Consider the following 21,399-nt stretch of genomic DNA (forward strand, 5'->3'; position numbering starts at 1 on the left):
CCTACCAAGATTTTTTAGAGCTTTTTGATGACTTTAATTGTCTTGCCGTCATTAAAGGTCAGCAAGTAATAATAAATCGCGCCTTGATCGTCTTTTGCAGTGATTTCCCAAGCCGTCTTGTCGCGATAGATACCAAGAGTTGCTTTTTCAACGGTGACATCGGGATAATTCGTTTTAACAGTTGCTTCTGCTTGCTCCTCAGTCAGTCCATCCTTCTGAGCAAGGACACGCACTTTGTCTCCCGATTTCGGAATGATCACAATGATTTCTTCCTGTGATTTGTTTTTTCCTACGACCGTAAAATAAGTCTGCTCGCGATTGAACCAGTAAAACTGATCCACCGTTTCAAGATCTGCATATTTTTCCGCCATTTGGATCGCTTCTCTTTTCGCCTGTTGCATTGGCCGGTTTGAACGAATGAAAATCATAGATCCGGCAACAAGGATGATCAATAAAAAGGCCACGATTCCTAACAGCCAACGGTTAAGTTTATTCTGTTTTGCACTATTCGTATCCAAAATCATACTCCTTCCAGACAAGCTACATTATACCAAAAGAACAACTATCCCTCATTAATTCTCTTCACTTTTCTCAGAAATTAAGAATTGAGTCGTTTCCGTCAAAATTTCTTCTAGCGGTAGCTGTTTGATTGGCAATTCTTTCGGCAACGCCTTTCGTAATCGTTCGCCGTAGCTAGCTGAAACAAAGCGTTGATCCAATAAGAGCATCACGCCCTTATCTGTTTCAGAACGAATCAAACGACCTAATGCCTGTCTTAGACGCAATGCCGCATGAGGGACTGCTTCTTGGAAAAAGGGATTGATTCCCTCAGCCTCTAGGAAACTGTTTCGAGCACGAACTTGAATACGTTGCGGATTTTCAAAGGGCAGTCGGGTTACAATCAAGAGCTGCAAGATCTCTCCAGGTAAATCGATCCCTTCCCAAAAGCTGTCCGCCCCTAGCAGCACCGCATCTTTTGAAAGTAAAAATCGTTTCAGCAACTTCTCACGACTCCCGCCGATTCCTTGTGCTAAGACTTCTCGTCCTTCATGCAACAACGGCATCTTCAATCGCTGATGCACGCGATTCAAAATATCATGAGAAGTAAATAAAACTAGAATCGGTCGTTGCTGATGAACCGTCATTTTATGGACCACATCGGCAACATATTGGGCATATTGATCTGGTGAAGACGTTTGAATACTAATGTTTTCTGTTGGTAAATAAAGTCGCGCTTGTTGTTCATAATCGTAGGGACTACTGATGATTTTCAACGCCGCTTCAGGAATTCCCCAGCGTTTTGCAAAATAATGGCGATCACCACCAATTTTTAACGTTCCGCCGAGATACAAAATCTGTTTGTAACGAGGATACCAGCTTGTTTGATTTAATTGCGAAGCTTCCAAGTCTTGTACGTGAAGCGTCTTACGTTTGACATTGAACCAATGAATATAACGAGGCTCCCACTGTTCACTGAAAAGTTCGAAAGCCAGCTGCTGTTGGGCTAAGCTATCCAATAATGTTTGTAGATCACTCCACTGAGCCTGTTCGGAAATGCTAAAGGTCTCTTGATAGCGCAGATAATAACTTTTCAACTGCTCGCCAAGTGTTACTGCGTCTTGATAAAGCAAACTTACCCGCTGCAAGACTTGTTCACTCGCTAAAGATAATTGATCAATCATTTCCTTAGTAATCAAGCGCTCGTCATTCGTTGGAAACTCCTCTTTAAATAGCTGATAAAGATCGGTCAGCTCTTCATTCAATTCCTGCAACACATCCTGAAAAACTTCTAACGAATGTTGGGTCTGCTGATCTTTTTTAACTAAGGCTCGCCAAGCTTGAAAGACTTTATTTTCCAGCAAATGACTGAACCCCTTTTGGATCGCCAAAATATTTAATTGATGCGTGCTGACCTTTTCCAAAACTCGATTTAAATGATGGGCCTCATCAATAATCAAATAGGGACTGGCCGGCAGCTGTGGACTTTTCCGCTGATTTTCTTGAGCTAAAAAGGAATGATTCGTAATAATCACATTGCTTTGTGCCAATTTTTTCTGACGATGGTGAATAAAATCAACCTCGTAAAAAGGACTATTAGGATTTAACGTTGTTGGGCCCAGATGAGCCACCTCTTGCCAAAAAGGATGCTTCAAGTTCGTCATATTTAGCTCGTCAAAATCCCCCGTCTCTGTCTGAGTCAACCAAACTAGCAAAGCCATTTGGTAAAAGGTATATTGTTTTTGCTGAGATTTGTTTTGGAAGCTCTGATAAAAACGATCAAGGTCGAGATAGTGGCGACTGCTTTTCATCACTACCGCTTGCAAAGGCTGATCCAATAAGCGATTGATCAGCGGCAGATCGTGATTCACAATCTGTTCCTGCAACAATAAAGAGACGGTGCTAATCACTAACGGATTTTCCGGTGTTGCCACATAACTCATAGGCAATAGATAGCCTAAGGTTTTCCCGATACCCGTCGCGGCTTCGACTAAAATATTTTTGTCCTCTTTCTTATTAAAAAAGTCATAGACTAAATTCATCAAGCGCGCCTGTTCCTTACGAAAATCCAGCTCCTTTTGATACACCTTTTCTTTGGCTTTACGAGAGCGAGGATAAGCTTTGGTGCCAAAATAATTTTCAGAAAAAAGCGGTACGCTCTTTTTTTTCAGTGCGAAGCCATGAACGATCACCAGCTCTTTTGCCAACGGCTTGCGTTGTTCTTGCAGCTCAATCAAACAATCGACTAGATAGTTTTTCGTCTGAAAAGCCATCTGATCAGCAGTCGCTACAATCTTCTCTAGCGTGATAATCGGTAATTTTTTTATTTGAATTTCCAAATGCAACAGTAACTGTGCCGTTACATCAGCATCACTATCTGCTTGATGAGGATTTTCATGGACTAGCTGCAATTCCTCTGCTAAATCTCTTAAGCGGAAGCTTGGAGAGGTCGGCATGAACACTTGCGCCAATTCAACGGTATCGATGCCGTCAATCGTTAACGGCGGCATTCCACAACGTTCAAGTTCATTACTTAAAAATGGATAATCGAAATAAATATTATGGGCGACAAAAACAGTCCCCTCCAATAAATTACTAATCGTTTCGGCGACATCTTCGAAATAAGGGGCTTTACGAATCCGCTGATTCGTGATCCCTGTTAGGGTTTGGATTTGATTTGGAATCGTTTGATCGGGATTGATATCCGTTGAAAAATGCGCAACGATCTCACTATCTTCAATCAGTGCACAACCAAATTGAATAATCCGATCCGACTTTGGATCTGTCCCAGTCGTTTCAATGTCTACAACTGCATATCTTTTTTTCATGACAGCCTCCTTCCTATGGAATTATAGCGGATTCTACTATTTTTTAACAGAGCCGTCCTCTTAAGTCTTTCGAAAGCCGACTATTTTTTCAAAAATAAAAAAGACCTAGCAAAAAAATTCTGCTAAGTCTATCCTATGATTAAAAAAAAACGAGTACCGAAGCACTCGTTTGAAAAAACTAATTAAGCTTTGTTTACGTTTGTTGCTTGAGGTCCACGTTGGCCATCTTCAACATCGAAAGTCACTGCTTGACCTTCTTCTAAAGTTTTGAAGCCGTCGCCTTGGATTGCTGAGAAATGTACGAATACGTCGTTTCCGTTTTCAGCAGTGATAAATCCGTAACCTTTTTCTGAGTTAAACCATTTTACTGTACCTTGTTCCATGTTAAACATCCTCCTAGGATAAAAATTAATTTTGTAATTACTTGAATGGTGAAATAGGAAAGATGTCGTCTGAAACAAACTTGCCAATATTACCGTACAAAAACTACAATTAGAAGTATAACACAGAAAAAGCGATAACACTAGATTATCGCTTAAAAAGTTTTTTCTTAATCTATTTGAAACATTAAAGCGCTAATAGCGCAAAACTGCCAATAAACTTTTTTCATCCGGGGCATCTTTTTGGTCTAGAACAAAGACCTGTCCACCATTTTTGATAACGTCATCAGCAATTTCATTCAATACTTGACGACGGTCATATTCCACATCTGGGTCTTCACCAAAGCCATCAACTAAATTGGAAGTAGCGATAAAGAGATGAGAAATTTTCCCTTCTTTTGCTGCTGGCACAATATCGACCAATTGATCATTAAATTTCTTATCCGTTAATTTTTGATAACTTTGTGTTTCCGCCGCAGCCAACTCATCAGCAATTTTTTGACTTTCCTTTTTCACATCGTTCACATTCGATTGAGCCGGTGAACCAGTAATGGCTGCTTTATCTGAGTAATATGGATTTTTAGCCACCTTTTTAAACTGTGTTTGATTTTCCGGTAAAGCAAATAGATAAATGGGGAACTGCTCTGGATTATCCAGCTCTTTCAAGTAATTATCCACCGCTTGGTAGTAATTGATCCAGTCGATCTCCACCTCTTCATCTTTGGTATTAATCCCATGGAAACTGCCGGTTTCACCGCCGCGAGCAGACACGTTCAGATTTCCACCGGTTAATTCATCGCCTAAAGCCGTTACGATATCTTTAGGTGCATCATCAGGAAGCTCGACTACTTTAACCTCCTTATTACGAACACAATAAAGTTTCATAGAATCTCGATTCAAGGCCATTAAATAGTAAGAATAATTGAACTGGGCATTTTTGATGATCGCCAATAAATAAGGCAGATCACTGACATAATATTGATTATCCACTCCGATGCTTAACCGGTGAATATAGGTTTCCCCCGCTGTCAAAATGACTGCGACACCTTTTGTTCCACTACGCCAAAAATCACCGTCCGCTAAGAGTTGATCGATCTTTTCTTGGAATGGTTCAAAGCTATGATCAGTGTATTTTTTCTCGAAGCGTTTCTTCGCTTCTTTAGCAAAGTTTTTAAACATGATTTGATCTTTTTCCACATCTTGATGCGCGTGATGCGTATTTAACATAAACGTGATAAACGGTCCCGTTGCTTCTTCTGAAGTCAATTCAGCTAGTAACTTTTTACTGATATTTGCCATAAATGTACCCTCCTATTTAAGTCTTCCAAATCAAGTGTACCATAGCCAGCAATTTCCTTAAAACGAAATGCAACCGTTACATTATGTAAAAATATCGAAAAATTCCACAGAAATTTGCATAAGTTTTTTCTAATACATTTCTTAGCGATTAACAAACGGCTATTCATGAATTCATCGTAGCAGTCGATTATTATATGAATATACCAATTATCCCGAATTGGTTTTTTCATACTTACTCCTACCAAGAGTAAATAACAACCTTCATTTCCACCATAGTGACGGCTATGGTGGTTTTTTTACGCCTTCCATTTCGCGTCCAATGCTCTTAGTGATGTCGTATGCATATGAAAATAAATCATTTATCTAGGCTTCGAAATTATTTTTTTAACAGGAGCTAGCTATCAGCCAAGCATTTCTCAATTACTCAAAGTTGGAAGGATACTATAAAGAGTGGAGCTAGCTCCAAATTTTTCTGGACTCTTAAAAATTCTGAGTTAGTAAAAAAGAACCGTTCCGAAATGCATCGGTACGGCTCTTCGTTTACATTTTATTTCCTTATTGAAGTGCGGCTTTTCCAGATTCTCGTGTACGAATGCGGATCACCTCTTCAATCGGATAAACAAATATTTTTCCCGTACCGCATTCGTCAGATTGACAAGTATCTAAGATTAAACCAATCACTTGCTCCACATCTTCATCCGCTAAAATAAAACTGACCGAAACTTTTGGCAACAAGGTCGTAATAACTTCTTGTCCTCGGACATGAGTCTTTTGTCCTTTTTGCAATCCACAGCCTAAAACTTGGCTAACAGTCATCCCGTTTACTTCCACCTCATGATCAATCGCTGCCTTGAGTATTTCTAACTTTTCCTGCCTGATAATTGCTTCAACTTTTTTCATTGTACCTTGCAAACTCCCTTCAAAATGATATTTCTAGAAACACTCTCGCTTCCTTTCTCTAATTAAGAATCCATCCCCATAAATGTTGGATAGGCATTCTCAGCATGTTCAATTTGATCCAACCCCAGCGCTTCTTCTTGTTGCGACACTCGAATCGGCATAAAGACTCTAATCAAAGAAATAATCAAATAGCTGGCCACTCCAGCAAACATTAACGTAAATAGAACACTCTCGATCTGTGCGATGAACAAATGGGGCTGGCCGTAAATGAGTCCTGTTTTCCCACCTACTGACGGATCAGCAAAAATTCCCGTGGCAATTCCACCAAAAATTCCACCAACACCGTGACAACCAAAGGCATCCAATGCATCATCAAAACCTAGTTTTTGTTTGATTACAGCAATAAACAAATAGCAGAAGGGACTGACCAGAGCCCCAATCAAGAAGCTTGCGCCAATCGAAACAAAACCGGCACCAGGAGTGATGGCAACTAGACCTACAACAGCACCCGTACAGGCTCCAACTACTGTTGGCTTACCATTTAACAATTTTTCAATCAACATCCATGAAAGCATAGCACAAGCAGCGGCTGTGTTCGTCGTTATCGACGCGTGAATCGCTAAACCGTTGGCCGCTAATGCGGACCCTCCATTAAATCCAAACCAGCCAAACCATAACAAGCCGGTTCCTAATACAACAAAAGGCACGTTATGAGGACGATAATCTCCTAAATGATATTCTCGCCGGCGGCCTAATACGATCGCTAAGACCAAGCCAGATATCCCTGAACTAATATGGACAACATTTCCGCCCGCAAAATCAACCGAACCGATTTTATCAAGGAAGCCGCCACCCCAAACCATGTGCGCCATTGGGAAATACACTACCACTAGCCAAATTGCGATGAATAAGAAAATCGCTGAAAAGCGCATCCGACCTGCAACTGATCCGGTCAAAATTGCGGTCGTTATCAAAGCAAACATCATTTGAAAGAAGGCAAACAGACCTTCAGGAATACCCTCGCCTTTTGTCATGGAAACACCGTGAAAAAAAAGTTTGTCAAAATTCCCGAAAAAGTCGCCATGACCGCTAAAGGATAACGAATAGCCAATCGCCACCCACAGAACCGAGGCCAATCCCATCGTACAGATGACCATCATCATCGTGTTCAAAATATTTTTTCTACGCTCCAGTCCGCCATAAAAAAAGGCCAGTGCCGGGGTCATGAGAAAAACCAATCCAGAACAAATCAAAATAAATGCAATATTCGCTGCCATCAAACCACTCCATTCTTTTTATGTTAAGTATTCTAACATCGTTTTCTCAGATTAAAAGTGTTTTTACCCATTTTTTTCATCTTTTTCTAATTTAATTACTTTTTGTGTCAGAAATAGTAACATAAAAAGAGTAGGAGGATTCTCCTACTCTTATAAGTCGTGGTATTCTTTGTAAACTTCTTGTTTTTTCAAATTGTGCCTTTTGGCAACCGTTTTAATAGCTTCCTTTGAAGGCTGACCTGCTACAATCAACGCTTCTACCTGTTCCTTAAGTGTTCCTTCGAAAACTTCATCTGTTTCCTCCGCTTCATCAGCACCAGCCACTAAGAGACAGCATTCACCTTTTAAAGAATGATCTTCTAAATAAGTTAATAATTCTTCGGTAGTGCCTCGTAAATATTCTTCGTAAAGCTTCGTCAACTCTCGACAAATCACGACTTCACGGTTTCCCCAAACACCATTCATATTTTTCAAGGTTTCTTTCACCCGATGAGGCGATTCATAAAAAATCAAAGTCGCGGTTTGTTTCTTTAATTCCTCCAACTCTTTTTTCTGTGCACTCCTCTTTCGTTGTAAAAACCCGTAAAAATAAAAAGGCTGCGGCAATAAACCGGAAGCGATCAAAGCAGTCATCCCAGCAGTTGCTCCAGGCAACGCAATCACAGGAATGTCCTCATTAATACAAGCGACGACTAATTCATGACCTGGGTCGCTGATTGAGGGCATTCCGGCATCACTGACTTGCGCAATACTTTGACCACCTTTTAAAAAGCGAATCAACTCTGGGATACGTTCATTATAATTATGTTCATGGAGACTTTTTTGTGGCACCTTTATCTCAAAGTGATTCAATAATTTTTGGGTATTTCGTGTATCCTCACTAGCGATCAAATCCACTTCCTGCAGCGTCTTGACTGCTCGAAAGGTCATATCTTCTAAATTTCCGATTGGCGTCGGTACTAAATAGAGCACCCCAGCAGCTTCAGCAAAACTCTTTTGACTTTTCACGACTTTCCTTCTTTCTAATTAGCGATTCAACCTGCGATCCCAAGAGTAGAACTCCTGAAAAGCAATCATCAAACTACTAAAAAACCGGAACAATTCGTCCCGGTTCGCTTATTTTTGTTTACTTTCGCGATAGATGACATCCAAACAAAAGGCACAAGGTTCATCTTGCTCCCGTCTTGAGCCATAAAGCAAATTGCAGACGTGAAACCCGTCTTCGTATATTTTTTCAAGATTCAACCGAGATTCAGATAATTCCTGACGTTCATCAAAGACAGGAGATTTCTTTTCATCGATTTGTCGAATACGTTCCCGCAATCGTTCGTTTTCCATCTCTAAGGTCGCATTCTTCTCTACTAGCTCTAATAATGTCTCTTTCATCGAAACAAGATCCGTGAGATTTTTTTGCATCTCATGTTCTAATTGATTTAAGCCATCATATAGCGAACGTCGATCCATCATGCTTGTTCACCTGCTTCAACTAACTCTTGATAATCAAAATCTACAGTGGCATCACGGCCGAACAGGCGCACTTTCACCACTTTGCTTAACAAATTCAAACCGATCACTTTTCCCCGACCTTCGGGTGTATTGATTTCTTTGCCATAATCAGGCATAGCTTTTTTAGCAGCTTCATATTCGCCATTCTCATATTTCAAGCAACACATCAAACGACCACACAAACCCGAAATTTTTGTTGGGTTCAAGGATAGTCCTTGATCTTTTGCCATCTTGATAGACACTGGGATAAAATCGCCTAAAAAAGTCGAACAACACAGCGGTCTGCCACAAGGACCAATTCCACCCAAGATTTTCGCTTCATCCCGCACACCAATCTGACGTAATTCGATCCGTGTCCGAAAAACACCGGCTAAATCTTTCACTAATTCACGAAAATCAATCCGGCCATCCGCCGTAAAATAGAAAACCATTTTGCTACGATCAAACGTATATTCAACTTGAATTAGCTTCATATCCAGTTCGTGTTCCCGAATCTTTTCTTTAGCCGTTTTAAAGGCTGTTGCTGCATCCGCTTCGTTTTGAGCCACTTTTCTTAATTCTTTTTCAGAGGCTTTATGCAAAATTGTTTTTAACTCATATGATAAATCATTTTTAGCAATCTCGATTTTTGGAATCGCCACTGTCGCAATCTGGTGCGCCTGTTGTGACTCAACCAAGACTTTATCATTATAGTAGTATTCTTTGTTCCCGGGCGCATAATAATAAATATGTCCTGCGTCACGAAACCGAACACCTACAACTTCAACCATGGTTTTCCCTACTCTCTGTTAAATAACGCTATGCAAAAACAGTGTGCAACGTTATTTGTTCTGCGATATTTTGAAATGAGACGTTTGCTTCTAATTTTTGACTGGCAGCTAAAACTTCAGCTAACAAGTTATTGGCTTTCACTACGCTTGTTTGCTGGTTTTTCAAGTCTCGATCCCGTTTTTCCTTGACAAAATAAGCCAGCAGTTCAAAACAAAATTGCTGCTGCATTTTATCTTTAAAGGTCTTTACGAGCTTCTTCTGCACATAAATAAAAGCTTGCGGGTCATTTTTTTCGAGATAATTAAACCATTGAATAACGCTATCTCTAGCTTCATTAAACCATTCATCTTTTGAGATTTCAACAGCTTTTCCATAACTATTTGTTAAATTTGCTAATAGTTGTGCGGTTTTGGTTGGGATTTGATCAGCTTCTAAGCGTGCTTGGAGATGTTCCTTTGATAATGCTTGAAAATGGATGATCTGACAACGAGAACGAATCGTAGGTAATATTTTTCCTAACGATTGCGTTTCTAAAATAATCATAAAATTCGCTGGCGGCTCTTCAAGAAATTTCAGCAAACTGTTTGCTGAATTGAGATTCATTTTTTCTGCTTGATGGATGATTACAACCTTTTTTGCAGACTCAAAACCACTCTTTGCTAATTCGCTTTGCAACGCGCGAATTTGATCCACCTTGATTGACTGTCCGTCTGGTTCGATTTCAACGACATCGGGGTGATCCTTACTATTTATTCGCAGACAATTATTGCACTTTTCACAGGGCATCCCAGCTTGTAAGTTCAAACAAAAAAGATGTTTCACAAACCACAGTGCCAATTCAGCTTTGCCAGTCCCTTGATCGCCTTCAAAAAGATAAGCATGAGCCATACGCCCATGCTCAAAACTGTTTTGTAATTGGCGAAAAACGATCGGTTGAATGGTCTCGAGTCTTTTCGCTTCTTCCATCATTAATACTGCTGGAAGCCTTCAACTGGTAAGACAAAGACTGTCGCACCACCGACTTCAACTTCAACTGGATAAGGAACTTGCCCGTCTAAAGAAATATCAAGGGTCACAGGCGTAGTAACATATTGTGTCCGCGCTTGACACGTTTCTTTAATCAATGCTAATGCATCGTCTACCCGTTCGTCTTCGATCCCAATAATGAAGGTGCTGTTGCCAGCCTTCAAAAAGCCACCGGTAGAAGAGAGCTTCGTTGCTCGAATATTGGCATCAATAAATTCATTGGCTAAGCGGTTAGAATCTTTGTCTTGGACAATCGCTAAAATAAGTTTCATCTCTTTTACACCTCTCGTGATTGAAAATACTCTGGAAAACAGGTCAACAATTCGTAGAAGCAATCTTCTACAACTTCATCAAGACGCTTTCTAGCATCAATTTTTACGATTCGATCAGCATTTGCTTCTGCAAGTTTTAAGTAAGCATGTCGAACCCTTTGATGAAATTGTAACCCTTCGGAGTCCAAACGGTCAATTTGATTGGTTCGGTTCTTCATAATTCGTTGCAGACCTGTATCTGAATCGACATCTAAATACAAAGTAATATCTGGAATGGTTCCTTCAGTAGCAAACTCATTGATTTTTAACACCTCATCCATCCCAATACCTCTGCCCGCTCCCTGATAAGCTAAAGAGCTATCTACAAAACGGTCACACAAAACAATTTTCCCAGCATCTAAAGCTGGCCAAATTTTCTCAACCAGATGTTGACGACGAGCCGCTGCATAAAGCAATGCCTCAGTTCGATCATCCATCTGATCGTTGATTGGATCAAGGATCACGTGGCGAATTTTCTCTGCGATTGGAATACCACCTGGCTCTCTTGTTTTAACAATTTGTTTTGCCGCTGTTGCTTGTAATCTCGGATACAGTTCTTCGATTACACTGGTTTTGCCAGCTCCGTCTGGTCCTTCAATCGTAATAAATAGTCCCTTCACGTTCCTTGTCCCCCAAAATAATGATCTTCTCTATCTTCTATTTTCAAAAAAAAACCGTGAAAAAATTAAAGTTCACGGCGTCCTTCGACTGCTTTCAGCAAAGTAATCTCATCAGCATATTCAATATCACTGCCAACGGACAATCCATGGGCTAAGCGGGTCACTTTAATACCAGCTGGTTTGATCAAGCGCGACAAATACATCGCCGTAGCTTCTCCTTCAGTCGTCGCATTGGTAGCGATAATAACTTCTTTCACTTCATCATCATGCAGCCGTTTGATTAACGGTGCAATATTAATATCTTCCGGTCCGGTTCCTTCCATGGGTGACAACACTCCGTGGAGAACGTGATAAAGTCCGTGGTACTCACGAACCTTTTCCATCGACATGACATCTTTGGGTTCCTCCACTACTAAGATCGTACTACGATCACGAGTCGTATCTGAGCATATCTCACAAGGATCCTCTTCCGTGATATTACCACAGATGCTGCAAAAGCGCAGGTCACGCTTGACACTGATCAATGAACGGGCGAACTCATTAACGGATTCGTCCTTCATATCAATCGTGAAAAAAGCCAAACGAGTCGCAGTTTTTTGTCCGATCCCAGGAAGCTTCATATAGCTTTCAATCAGTTTCGCAATTGGTTCTGGATAGTGCATTGTGTTCTTCCTTTCTGATCAAAGTCGCTTACATTCCAGGAAGTCCCTTTGTATATTTACCCATCGTTTGATCGGTCTCGGTAGTAATTTTTTTAATCGCATCATTTACTGCTAACACAATCATATCTTGTAGCATTTCTGGATCTTCTGGATCAATCAGCTCAGGATTGATGGCCATTGTTTTCATTGTTTTATCTCCAGTGAAGGTCACTGTAACTAGATCATTGGTCGAGCTACCAGTGAATTCTTTAGCATTTAATTCATCTTGAGCCTTCACCATTTCTTTTTGCATCTTCTGCATTTGTTTCATCATACCTTGCATATTTCCCATTCCGCGCATCATTTTATTATTCGCTCCTTTAAGATTCTATCTTCTACTTTAATCTTCTTTAATTGTAACGAGATCACCAAACAAACTTTTCGCTTGTTCAACGACTTCATTGGTTTCTTTTGGCAATAAACTGATTTTTTCCTCTGAGTCACTCGCTTCCATCTCGATTGGACGGTCGTGATGTTGACTGAGAAAGGCTTGCCGTAAACGAGGCCAGCTTTCCCGAGTGATAAAGACAAACTCAGGGGTATAATTTTTGATCATCATGCTTAAACTGTTTTGTAAATTCAAGCGCAGCTCGTCATTACTGTCTGCTCGCTGACAAACGATCTCATAGTCAAAGGCGACTAACAATAATGAAGGTCCGGCCGCCATTGGTTCACTGGCTTTTAACATCGCTCGCTGGGTTACCGGCAAAGCCATCAGCAAATCTTCCCATACATTTTTGACGTTAAGCAGATGATCCTTTGTCGCTTCACTTAATACTTGGTAGACCCGTTCAGTCGGCACACGATAACTATTAGCACTTTTCTTCGGTGCGGCCGCTTTACGTTCTTCTTTTTCAACTGTTGGATTGGCTTTTAATTGCTGCAACTCTTTCTGCACTTGTTGTAGTTGCGTTTTTAAAGCCGTCAGCTCTGCTTGATCCACTGGATTTGTTGCTGGACTTACTTGAACATTCGCCGCGTTTGCTGCCGCAGTTTGCGGTGTTGCCAATTTTACCGTCGCAACTTCTAAATAAACATTCGCATGGTTAGTAAAGCGAATCTCATTTTGCGTATCACTTAAAATCTTGATCATCGAATACAAGCGCTCCGAAGCCGTTGTTTCAGCTAATTGCTTGAACGGATCGGTCAAATAGGCCGCGCGACTTTCCAAAAGTTTTGGGGCTTGCTGATACATCAATAAATCACGGCAGTACAATAATAAATCTTCTGTTAGACGGCGCGCTTCTTTTCCTTCCGCCAGAATATTTTCCAATACCTCTAACGCACTGCTGACATCTTGTTGTAAGCAAGCTCCGATGAAGCGGTCCATCATTTCAGTCGTTAAGCTGCCAGTCACGGCTAAGGCATCGGCTAACGTAATCGTCTCATTACTAAAAGAAATGGCTTGATCCAAAATACTCAACGCATCCCGCATCCCGCCTTCTGCCGCCCGCGCAATAACCGACAGTGCCTGTTCTTCATAAGGCTGATTGCTTTGCTCTAAAATGTAAGCCATTCGGCCAATGATCGCTGAGACACCAATCCGTTTGAAGTCAAACCGCTGTGTCCGCGAAATGATCGTCGCCGGTATCTTATGAGGCTCCGTTGTTGCTAAGACGAAGATCACATGCTCTTTCGGCTCTTCTAACGTTTTTAACAACGCATTGAAGGCGCCCGTCGACAACATATGCACTTCATCGATGATATACACTTTATATTTTGCCGCTGTCGGCGCGTAGTTTGCCCGGTCACGGATAAAACGGATCTCTTCCACACCATTGTTGCTGGCGGCATCGATCTCAATGACATCTTCCTGCCGTCCTTCAGTAATCGAACGGCACATTTCACACTCGTTGCAAGGTTCCCCATCGACACTATTGGGACAATTGATGGCTTTGGCAAAAATTTTTGCCGCACTCGTCTTGCCTGTACCGCGGGGGCCGGTAAATAAATAGGCGTGAGAAGTTTTCTGTTGTTGGATCGCATTTTTTAACGTTTTAGTAATCGCTTCTTGACCCACTAAGTCATCGAAACGCTGTGAACGCCAAACGCGGTAAAGTGCTTGATACGCCATATTTTCCCTCTTTTCTTACAAAATCACTGCTTTTCATTATACGTGATTTTGGACAAAAAAACTATAAAAACCAATTTTATCTAGCAATTGTTTAGGCTCTTTTAATTTGTCAGAGGGCTTCAATTCTATTTCAAAAAAAGCCTATGGTATAATAAAAAAAACGTTTAATGGAGGGATTTTGATGGGACTATTTAAAGCAGCAACTAGCAGTATCGGCGGTGGAATGGCAGATCAATGGCTAGAGGTCATTGAACCTGCCGACATGGGTCAGACAACTGTCATGTCAAAGGGCGTTGCCGTACGTAAAGATGATAAGCGCGGTAGCAATAAAAAGGGCACCCAGGATGTTATCACCGACGGCTCTGTGATCCATGTCTATCCAAATATGATGATGCTCCTAGTAGACGGCGGAAAAATTATTGACTATACCGCTGAAGAAGGCTACTACACCGTAGAAAATAATTCTGCACCTTCAATGTTCAACGGCTCATTAAAGGATGCTGTGGCCGAAACCTTCAGCCGTTTCAAGTTTGGTGGTGTTACTCCGCAAAAACAACAAGTCTTCTATATTAATTTACAAGAAATCAAAGGAATCAAATTTGGTACCAGTACTCCGTTGAATTATTTCGATAATTTTTATAATGCGGAGTTATTCTTACGGGCACATGGAACATATTCAATCAAAATTACCGACCCGATTCTATTTTTCGCCAACGCGATTCCTCGGAATATGGATCAAGTAGATATCAGCGACATCAATGAACAATACTTGCAAGAATTTTTGACTGGCTTACAAGCTTCTATCAATCAAATGTCCGCCGATGGTCAACGAATTTCTTACGTACCATCAAAAAGCTTAGAGCTAAGTAAATACTTGGCGGATGCCTTGGATGATAGTTGGAGAGAACTACGTGGAATGGAAATTGTTTCAGTAGCCGTTGCCAGCATCTCTTACACGGACGATTCAACCAAGTTAATCAATATGCGCAATGAAGGCGCAATGCTAGGTGATGCAAGCGTCCGAGAAGGCTATGTGCAAGGCTCTGTCGCTCGTGGCATGGAAGCGGCTGGAAAAAACGACGCAGGAGCAACGACTGGTTTCTTCGGTATGGGAATGGGCATGAATGCTGGCGGCGATTTTTTGAACCAAGCTTCGCAAAGTAATAACCAACAGATTCAGCAAAATCAACAAGCTCAACAAAAATCAGCAGATGATCAGTGGACTTGCCCAAAATGCGGCACGGAAAATACCGGTAAATTCTGTAGTAATTGCGGCGAACCAAAGCCCGCCCCCACAACAAGCGCAAAAATCCAAATGAAATGCAGCGAATGTGGTGAAGTCGTCGATTTAAGTAGCGGCGTTCCAAAATTCTGTCCTCACTGTGGCAAACCTTTTAAAGGAATTCCACTAGAGTAACGATAATCAGCATATCGTTCTGCTTTTCACAGTACCTATTAGTAAAAAAGTTAGATCTGGTATTTGATCTAAAAAACAGTTTAGCGGAATGATATACGTGACAAAAATCAAGCCCATCTTTCGCTTTTTGAAAAATGAATTCATTAATACGAATTAGGATGCCAGTTCCTCTCTTCACAGTTTGCTTGGCTAAAAAAGATTTTAATGGTCAAAGAAGTAGCTGCGTGTGACGCATAGAGGAATGATATACGGCTTGAGAATCAAACTCATTTTTCAACTTTTTGAAAAATGAATTCATTAATACGAATTAGGATGCCAGTTCCTCTCTTCACAGTTTGCTTGGCTAAAAAAGATTTTTAATAGTCAAAGAAGAAGCTGCGTGTGACGCATAGAGGAATGATATACGGCTTGAGAATCAAACTCATTTTTCAACTTTTTGAAAAATGAATTCATTAATACGAATTAGGAGGACCTGCAATGGCAGATGTAGTAACTCATCATTGCCCCAACTGTGGTGGACCTTTGACGTTTAATCCAAGTGATCAAAAATTTCACTGCGATTATTGCTTAAGTATTTTTACCGTGGAAGACATCGAAAAATTTGAAGCTAAAGAGCAGGTGACGACTAAAGAGGACACGGCGGCTACCGCGAACCCAACAGACACGGTTTCCGGCGAGATGGATTTATTTCTCTGCCCCAGCTGTGGCGCCCAAATCGTCACGGATCATACGACTGCTGCAACCTATTGTTATTTTTGCCATAACCCCGTCGTGTTATCTGGACGATTGACCGGCGAATTTTTACCTAATAAGGTCTTGCCTTTTACCATTGATCGCGAAAAAGCCGTGGCTGATTTCTTGAATTGGGCACGTAAAAAACGTTTTGTTCCGAAAGATTTTTTCAATGAAGCACAGATTGAAAAAATGACTGGTGTTTATTTTCCTTATTGGGTAGTAGATGCTGAGACAATTGGGAGCTTAGCCGGCAAGGGAACCTCGTTAAGAGTCTGGATCGTTGGCGAATTAGAATATACGGAAACTAAAGTTTATCAAATTTTTCGTAAAGGAAAAGCTTCTATCAAGCACCTGACGAAAAATGCACTGACGAAAAATATTCAGCAAAAAATGGTGGAAGGTGTCCAACCTTTTTCCATTGATCAAGCGGTGGATTTTCATACTGAATATTTATCTGGTTTCCAAGCAGAGAAGCGCGATATCGAAATCAAAGACTTAGCGCAGCAGATCGACCACGAATTAGATGAATACACGAAAGATTTATTGCAAGACACGATTTCCGGTTACACGACCTTCACGCCTGGCAATCAATCGACTCAGGTACAAAAACAGGACAATCATTATATGCTCTTGCCTGTTTGGTTGGTAACTTATCAGGACAACTCGGACAAAACGTACTATTACGCGATGAACGGCCAATCGGGAAAAGTCAGCGGAGTGTTGCCGATTAGTTATAAACGCTTAGGACTCTTCTCTGGCGGAATTTTTGCGGCAGTCATGGCGCTTGCGATGATTGTGGGGTATTTTCTATGAAAAAAATACTGTTCTTACTTGGTTTCTTCGTGTTGTTTAGTCCCTTGAAAGTCTTAGCAGCAGCAAATACTATCGATGACCAAGCCAACCTCCTTTCACCGGAAGAACGAACCGAATTAGCTGAGCGCGCTGACGCAATTAATGAAAAAATCAAGGGTGAAGTATTCATTCTAACAACCAATAACAACACCGAAGAGCCACGAAAATTTGCAGACGATCAACTGAGGGATCGGATTGGCAATAATCATAACGGGGCTTTGCTACTGTTGGATATGAATCAACGTGAAATTTATTTATCGACCTCCGGCAATATGATCGATTTTGTAACAGACAAACGTCGCGATCAGTTACTAGACGATGTTAGCAGTGCCATGAGCGACGGAAATTATTATCAAGCCAGCACTGCCTATCTAACTAATATCAAAAACTTCGTCGATGACGGCGTGCCTGGTGGCTCGTACCGCATTGATGAAAACACCGGTAAAATCACCTACTATAAATCCATCACACCACTTGAACTTGCGATTGGGGTGCTCGTTGCGTCGATTGCGGCAATTGGCTTTTTTGTTTCGGTACGCTTGCGCTATCAATTAAAATCGGGAACCTACAAATACCCCTATCGCCAAAATGCGCAATTAGATCTAACAGAACGACAAGATCAATTAGTGAATTCATTTGTCACCACACGCCGCATTCCAAGGGCCTCCAATAATAATGGCGGCGGGGGCGGCGGAAGTTCAACGCACTCTAGTGGTGGCGGGACTTTTGGTGGCGGTGGAAGAAGTTTTTAACCACAAAAAGAATACCTGCTAATAAAGAACACCGAAGACAGCCAAAATTAATGGAATCTTCGGTGTTTCCGTGTATTTTCTTGTATTCACCTAATGATTTTGCTAAACTTTTAGGGTTAAGAGAAATAAAGGAGATTATCAATGCATAAAAAGAAAAAATTCCCTCTCATTTTGGTTGTCTTAATTCTTTTCTGCCAGTCACTTGTAGGGATCACCGCTCGAGCGGCAGACGATTTTTCCGTCAACGCTAACGCCGGCTTTGCAATCGATGCAGACTCAGGAAAAGTTTTTTTCAATCAAGATGGCGACACACCAAAAGGGATCGCCTCAATCACTAAAACAATTACGGCATATCTTGTTTTAGATGCGATCAAACAGCAAAAAATTTCGTGGGATCAAGAAGTACCGATATCCGAGTATGCGGAACAACTAAGCACCACCCCCGAATTATCAAACGTTACGTTAGTTCGTGATCAAAAGTATACAGTCAAAGACCTTTTTGAAGCCATGATTATTCAATCCGCCAACGCGGCGGCTGTTGCTTTAGCTGAATTAGTCTCAGGCAATGAGCATACCTTCGTCGATCAAATGCGAGAACAAGTCAAACAATGGGGCATCACAGATGCCACTATCATTAATGCCTCTGGTTTAAGCAATGTTTACCTTGGTGAACACCGTTACCCTGATACACAAGAAAACGATGAGAACCTGATGTCTGCCAGAGATGTGGCGATTATCGCTCAGCATCTGATCAAAGACTTTCCTGAGGTTTTAGAAACATCGAAAATCGCGAAGAAAGTTTTTGCCCCAAACACGACTCATCCAGAAGAGATGGAGAACTGGAATTTGATGGTACTTGGCGGCAATGATCACAAAGACGGTGTAGATGGACTAAAGACCGGGACAACCGATTTAGCCGGTGCCTGTTTTGTGGGAACGATTCAAAAAGATGGACGCCGAGTGATTACGGTCATTTTGAATGCCCTAGATGAACCAAATAACAGCTCAGCTCGCTTTGTGGAAACAAACAAATTAATGGACTACTGCTTGACGAATTGGAGTCAGCAAGAAGTTACTGCTACTGGTCAAGAACCACCTAGCGGACAAAAAACACTAAAGGTTACCGATGGCAAAGAAAAGAAGGTATCACTAATCTTAGGTGCTCCGGTAAAATTATGGGTCCGCAATGATATGGATATCAAAAATCTAACAATCAAAGCGAACTTAGACCATTCTCTTTTAGATAATAATGCCATTATCGCGCCAGTTCATAAAAACGAAAAGATCGGAACCGTTAGTGTCCAGCTCGCACAAGACAACTTAGGGTATCTGCAAAAAGATGAAGGTGCAACGACCGATCTACTAACAAAAACTGCGGTCGAGAAAGCCAACGTCTTTGAACTTCTCTGGAAGAAAATCACAAATCTATTTGCTTAAAACAAAAAACTTTCGACCGAATCAAATCCATCGGTCGAAAGTTTTTTTATTTCTTTTTAAAGGGAAAATAGAGCTCCACTTCACCCTCCGCAAAATGTGGCAGATAATGTTCCTGAATTGCGCCGGCAAGCTCAAGCTTTTCTAACGGAAAGATCTCTCCCAGCATTAAATTCGTGGCATCTTCGATTTTTTCAGCACTGGCCTTGAGAGTCAAATAACTCATTGCTGGCAATTCCCAACGCACCCAACCTACGGGTGTTTCCGCATCCTTTGGTACTTGTACACCGGCAAGATAACGGCCTTCCTCCTGCCACGGCTCTAACCAATGAGTACCATCACTCATTAAGCCCCACAGGTGTAAGTCCTCCATTTTTTGTCCAGCTAAAAGTCCGACAATTTCTTCAAAATGAGTATTCATTTGATCCCATAATAACGGCACCCATGATGATCCTTCTTCCGCCAAGCCGCGGCCTTCTTTCCCAATCACATCTAACGGTGGCAAATCCACTCGATTTACGCCTTCAATCTCCATCTCTGTCCTCCTAATGTAAACTTATTTTCAGCCAAAACTGCTGTTACTCCTATTTACTTCGCGTCATTCTTTTATTCATTTTACTAATCTTCCTAAAGAAAACCAACTATTCCCTCTTGAGTGCGTATTATTCCAATTTTTTGCTATACTATGCTAGAAAGGTGTGATGATACATGCAACTGCAACGAGATTTGCTTTCCTTAGCACTTTATTTGATTGGATTCATTTTTATACTCGTTCGCTTTAAGAAAAAAAAATTGAAACACGTATTGATTTGGACAGGTATTTTTCTAATCTTATATTTTTGCTTTATCGAAATACGCGAAAAAACGTTTTATCTTTTAATTCCGCTATTTTTCTTTTTCTTATTTTATTATTTTTATTTCAAAGACAAGTGTCGTTTGAGAAACGGCTGGCTATTCAACCTTTTTCTACTTAGTTTTATGGGTTATTTAGTCATCTTAACATTCTCATCACGTTCCTTGATTTCTGCAGGCATTTTAGGTGTTTTAATTCTGCTGTTCTTATTTAGTTTTCTTTTTGGTATTTATGCCGCAATTATTTTTCTTATCGGTAATAGTTTCATTGTTTTACGGCATGAATCTCGCCGCTTACCCAACTTACTAACGCTGATCTTGGCTTTAGCGATTATTGCATTGGTCATTATACAAACCTACGGGGCCCAGCTTCTCCCTGAGTGGATGCTACCGCTCTTGTCTATTCCAACCTTGATTTCTGGTTATTTTTTTATTGTCTTTTGGAATTTTCTATCCATCTCAATGATCTATCAATTCAACCAACCAAAGGAAGATCAAGATTTTATTATTATTCTTGGTGCTGGCTTAATCGATGGACGGAAAGTAACACCACTCTTAGCACAGCGAATCAATCGCGGGATTCAATTTTATCAGCAACAGCTAAAAGAAACTTTATCTGCGCCGAAGCTCTTAATGTCTGGTGGGCAAGGTCCGGATGAAAAGGTCCCCGAAGCCATCGCTATGCAAGAATACGCGATCGAACAAGGAATTCCTGTTGAAGATATCTTACTGGAAGCCCAGTCTACAAATACGTTGGAAAATATGAAGTTTAGCAAAGAAATCATGGATCGAGAAAGACCTTCTGGCTACCATGCGATTTTTACATCAAACAACTATCATATCTTCCGAGCAGGGATGTATGCGTCCCAAGCGGGCTTAAAAATAGACGGAATCGGTTCAAAGACTGCACGTTATTATTGGCCCAATGCTTTTTTACGAGAATTCATCGCAGTGGCTCTGATGCACAAACGAATTCACCTATTTATTTGTGGGGGAATCGTTGTGCTCGGAAGTCTCTTGACTGCAGCAAGTTTTATTTCTTTACACTGATTTTCTGAGATTGAGAAAGGCTTTTGCAAGCTCGTTTTGCTTATTGCCGATAACGCTAGTTCGTGAAGCCGGACCTGGATATACTTGCTGTAAAGCGATTTATTTATTTGAAAAGT

At 41.0% G+C, this 21,399-nt stretch carries 21 protein-coding genes; 5 read left to right on the forward strand and 16 right to left on the reverse strand.

What is annotated here, in order from left to right; translation table 11 throughout:
- Nucleotides 1–14: 14 nt before the first annotated feature.
- From FFM67_RS01060 to dnaX, 15 genes are all read right to left on the reverse strand, one after another.
- The gene (locus FFM67_RS01060; protein ID WP_137612824.1) at nt 15–518 is read right to left on the reverse strand and encodes a cell wall elongation regulator TseB-like domain-containing protein; all 504 of its coding nucleotides are present in this window, start codon (nt 516–518) and stop codon (nt 15–17) included.
- 54 nt (nt 519–572) lie between these two features.
- A complete protein-coding gene (locus FFM67_RS01065) occupies nt 573–3,326 on the reverse strand; it encodes a helicase C-terminal domain-containing protein (RefSeq protein WP_137612825.1) in 2,754 nt (917 codons plus the stop codon).
- A 182-nt stretch (nt 3,327–3,508) separates the two neighbouring features.
- Complete coding sequence (locus FFM67_RS01070; RefSeq protein WP_010740784.1) at nt 3,509–3,709, reverse strand: cold-shock protein; 201 nt, start codon at nt 3,707–3,709, stop codon at nt 3,509–3,511.
- 192 nt (nt 3,710–3,901) lie between these two features.
- Nucleotides 3,902–5,005, reverse strand: coding sequence for a baeRF6 domain-containing protein (locus FFM67_RS01075; RefSeq protein ID WP_137612826.1), 1,104 nt, complete (start codon nt 5,003–5,005; stop codon nt 3,902–3,904).
- A 555-nt stretch (nt 5,006–5,560) separates the two neighbouring features.
- Complete coding sequence (locus FFM67_RS01080) at nt 5,561–5,905, reverse strand: P-II family nitrogen regulator (protein WP_137612827.1); 345 nt, start codon at nt 5,903–5,905, stop codon at nt 5,561–5,563.
- Nucleotides 5,906–5,967: 62 nt separating this feature from the next.
- The gene (locus FFM67_RS01085; protein ID WP_174784445.1) at nt 5,968–7,182 is read right to left on the reverse strand and encodes an ammonium transporter; all 1,215 of its coding nucleotides are present in this window, start codon (nt 7,180–7,182) and stop codon (nt 5,968–5,970) included.
- Nucleotides 7,183–7,332: 150 nt separating this feature from the next.
- Nucleotides 7,333–8,190, reverse strand: a complete 858-nt coding sequence (rsmI, locus tag FFM67_RS01090; RefSeq protein WP_137612829.1) for a 16S rRNA (cytidine(1402)-2'-O)-methyltransferase — start codon at nt 8,188–8,190, stop codon at nt 7,333–7,335.
- 108 nt (nt 8,191–8,298) lie between these two features.
- Nucleotides 8,299–8,646, reverse strand: coding sequence for a DNA replication initiation control protein YabA (locus FFM67_RS01095; protein ID WP_170177969.1), 348 nt, complete (start codon nt 8,644–8,646; stop codon nt 8,299–8,301).
- A complete protein-coding gene (locus FFM67_RS01100) occupies nt 8,646–9,458 on the reverse strand; it encodes a PSP1 domain-containing protein (RefSeq protein ID WP_137612831.1) in 813 nt (270 codons plus the stop codon). Before FFM67_RS01100 ends, FFM67_RS01095 begins: the two co-directional genes overlap by 1 nt.
- Before the next feature lie 28 nt (nt 9,459–9,486).
- Nucleotides 9,487–10,425 (reverse strand): DNA polymerase III subunit delta', encoded by a 939-nt coding sequence (gene holB / locus FFM67_RS01105; protein ID WP_137612832.1) that lies wholly within the window; start codon nt 10,423–10,425, stop codon nt 9,487–9,489.
- Nucleotides 10,426–10,427: 2 nt separating this feature from the next.
- On the reverse strand, nt 10,428–10,757 hold the full coding sequence (darA, locus tag FFM67_RS01110) for a cyclic di-AMP receptor DarA (RefSeq protein WP_137612833.1): 330 nt from the start codon (nt 10,755–10,757) through the stop codon (nt 10,428–10,430).
- A 5-nt stretch (nt 10,758–10,762) separates the two neighbouring features.
- Nucleotides 10,763–11,416 carry a dTMP kinase gene (gene tmk / locus FFM67_RS01115; protein WP_137612834.1) on the reverse strand — a complete coding sequence of 218 codons (654 nt, stop codon included), beginning with the start codon at nt 11,414–11,416 and terminating at the stop codon, nt 10,763–10,765.
- 65 nt (nt 11,417–11,481) lie between these two features.
- Nucleotides 11,482–12,078 carry a recombination mediator RecR gene (gene recR, locus FFM67_RS01120; protein ID WP_137612835.1) on the reverse strand — a complete coding sequence of 199 codons (597 nt, stop codon included), beginning with the start codon at nt 12,076–12,078 and terminating at the stop codon, nt 11,482–11,484.
- A 28-nt stretch (nt 12,079–12,106) separates the two neighbouring features.
- The gene (locus FFM67_RS01125; protein WP_071860670.1) at nt 12,107–12,421 is read right to left on the reverse strand and encodes a YbaB/EbfC family nucleoid-associated protein; all 315 of its coding nucleotides are present in this window, start codon (nt 12,419–12,421) and stop codon (nt 12,107–12,109) included.
- Between the two features lie 36 nt (nt 12,422–12,457).
- A complete protein-coding gene (gene dnaX, locus FFM67_RS01130; RefSeq protein ID WP_137612836.1) occupies nt 12,458–14,191 on the reverse strand; it encodes a DNA polymerase III subunit gamma/tau in 1,734 nt (577 codons plus the stop codon).
- Nucleotides 14,192–14,372: 181 nt separating this feature from the next.
- Here dnaX and FFM67_RS01135 point away from each other — a divergent pair, with 181 nt between their 5' ends.
- From FFM67_RS01135 to FFM67_RS01150, 4 genes are all read left to right on the forward strand, one after another.
- A complete protein-coding gene (locus tag FFM67_RS01135; RefSeq protein ID WP_137612837.1) occupies nt 14,373–15,608 on the forward strand; it encodes an SPFH domain-containing protein in 1,236 nt (411 codons plus the stop codon).
- Between the two features lie 477 nt (nt 15,609–16,085).
- A complete protein-coding gene (locus FFM67_RS01140) occupies nt 16,086–17,156 on the forward strand; it encodes a TFIIB-type zinc ribbon-containing protein (RefSeq protein WP_137612838.1) in 1,071 nt (356 codons plus the stop codon).
- Entirely contained in the window at nt 17,153–17,947 is a 795-nt protein-coding gene (locus tag FFM67_RS01145; RefSeq protein ID WP_137612839.1) for a TPM domain-containing protein, read from the forward strand. Before FFM67_RS01140 ends, FFM67_RS01145 begins: the two co-directional genes overlap by 4 nt.
- Nucleotides 17,948–18,088: 141 nt before the next feature.
- Nucleotides 18,089–19,384, forward strand: a complete 1,296-nt coding sequence (locus FFM67_RS01150; RefSeq protein ID WP_137612840.1) for a serine hydrolase — start codon at nt 18,089–18,091, stop codon at nt 19,382–19,384.
- Nucleotides 19,385–19,430: 46 nt separating this feature from the next.
- Here FFM67_RS01150 and FFM67_RS01155 read toward each other — a convergent pair whose 3' ends face one another.
- Nucleotides 19,431–19,916 (reverse strand): GyrI-like domain-containing protein, encoded by a 486-nt coding sequence (locus FFM67_RS01155; RefSeq protein WP_137612841.1) that lies wholly within the window; start codon nt 19,914–19,916, stop codon nt 19,431–19,433.
- Between the two features lie 173 nt (nt 19,917–20,089).
- Between FFM67_RS01155 and FFM67_RS01160 the strand changes: the two genes are divergently transcribed.
- Nucleotides 20,090–21,283: a YdcF family protein gene (locus FFM67_RS01160; protein ID WP_137612842.1), complete on the forward strand. Its 1,194-nt coding sequence runs from the start codon at nt 20,090–20,092 to the stop codon at nt 21,281–21,283.
- Nucleotides 21,284–21,399 lie beyond the last annotated feature (116 nt).

Source organism: Enterococcus viikkiensis (assembly GCF_005405345.1).
Lineage (GTDB): Bacteria > Bacillota > Bacilli > Lactobacillales > Enterococcaceae > Enterococcus_A > Enterococcus_A viikkiensis.

Bases quoted from the DNA above. Each gene is read 5' to 3' on its own strand.
- darA (WP_137612833.1), bottom strand. From the start codon at position 10,757: ATGAAACTTATTTTAGCGATTGTCCAAGACAAAGATTCTAACCGCTTA.
- FFM67_RS01100 (WP_137612831.1), bottom strand. From the start codon at position 9,458: ATGGTTGAAGTTGTAGGTGTTCGGTTTCGTGACGCAGGACATATTTAT.
- FFM67_RS01155 (WP_137612841.1), bottom strand. From the start codon at position 19,916: ATGGAGATTGAAGGCGTAAATCGAGTGGATTTGCCACCGTTAGATGTG.
- FFM67_RS01160 (WP_137612842.1), top strand. From the start codon at position 20,090: ATGCAACTGCAACGAGATTTGCTTTCCTTAGCACTTTATTTGATTGGA.
- holB (WP_137612832.1), bottom strand. From the start codon at position 10,425: ATGGAAGAAGCGAAAAGACTCGAGACCATTCAACCGATCGTTTTTCGC.
- FFM67_RS01145 (WP_137612839.1), top strand. From the start codon at position 17,153: ATGAAAAAAATACTGTTCTTACTTGGTTTCTTCGTGTTGTTTAGTCCC.
- FFM67_RS01150 (WP_137612840.1), top strand. From the start codon at position 18,089: ATGCATAAAAAGAAAAAATTCCCTCTCATTTTGGTTGTCTTAATTCTT.
- FFM67_RS01075 (WP_137612826.1), bottom strand. From the start codon at position 5,005: ATGGCAAATATCAGTAAAAAGTTACTAGCTGAATTGACTTCAGAAGAA.
- FFM67_RS01065 (WP_137612825.1), bottom strand. From the start codon at position 3,326: ATGAAAAAAAGATATGCAGTTGTAGACATTGAAACGACTGGGACAGAT.
- FFM67_RS01080 (WP_137612827.1), bottom strand. From the start codon at position 5,905: ATGAAAAAAGTTGAAGCAATTATCAGGCAGGAAAAGTTAGAAATACTC.
- FFM67_RS01140 (WP_137612838.1), top strand. From the start codon at position 16,086: ATGGCAGATGTAGTAACTCATCATTGCCCCAACTGTGGTGGACCTTTG.
- FFM67_RS01070 (WP_010740784.1), bottom strand. From the start codon at position 3,709: ATGGAACAAGGTACAGTAAAATGGTTTAACTCAGAAAAAGGTTACGGA.
- FFM67_RS01095 (WP_170177969.1), bottom strand. From the start codon at position 8,646: ATGGATCGACGTTCGCTATATGATGGCTTAAATCAATTAGAACATGAG.
- FFM67_RS01085 (WP_174784445.1), bottom strand. From the start codon at position 7,182: ATGGCAGCGAATATTGCATTTATTTTGATTTGTTCTGGATTGGTTTTT.
- FFM67_RS01135 (WP_137612837.1), top strand. From the start codon at position 14,373: ATGGGACTATTTAAAGCAGCAACTAGCAGTATCGGCGGTGGAATGGCA.
- recR (WP_137612835.1), bottom strand. From the start codon at position 12,078: ATGCACTATCCAGAACCAATTGCGAAACTGATTGAAAGCTATATGAAG.
- dnaX (WP_137612836.1), bottom strand. From the start codon at position 14,191: ATGGCGTATCAAGCACTTTACCGCGTTTGGCGTTCACAGCGTTTCGAT.
- FFM67_RS01125 (WP_071860670.1), bottom strand. From the start codon at position 12,421: ATGATGCGCGGAATGGGAAATATGCAAGGTATGATGAAACAAATGCAG.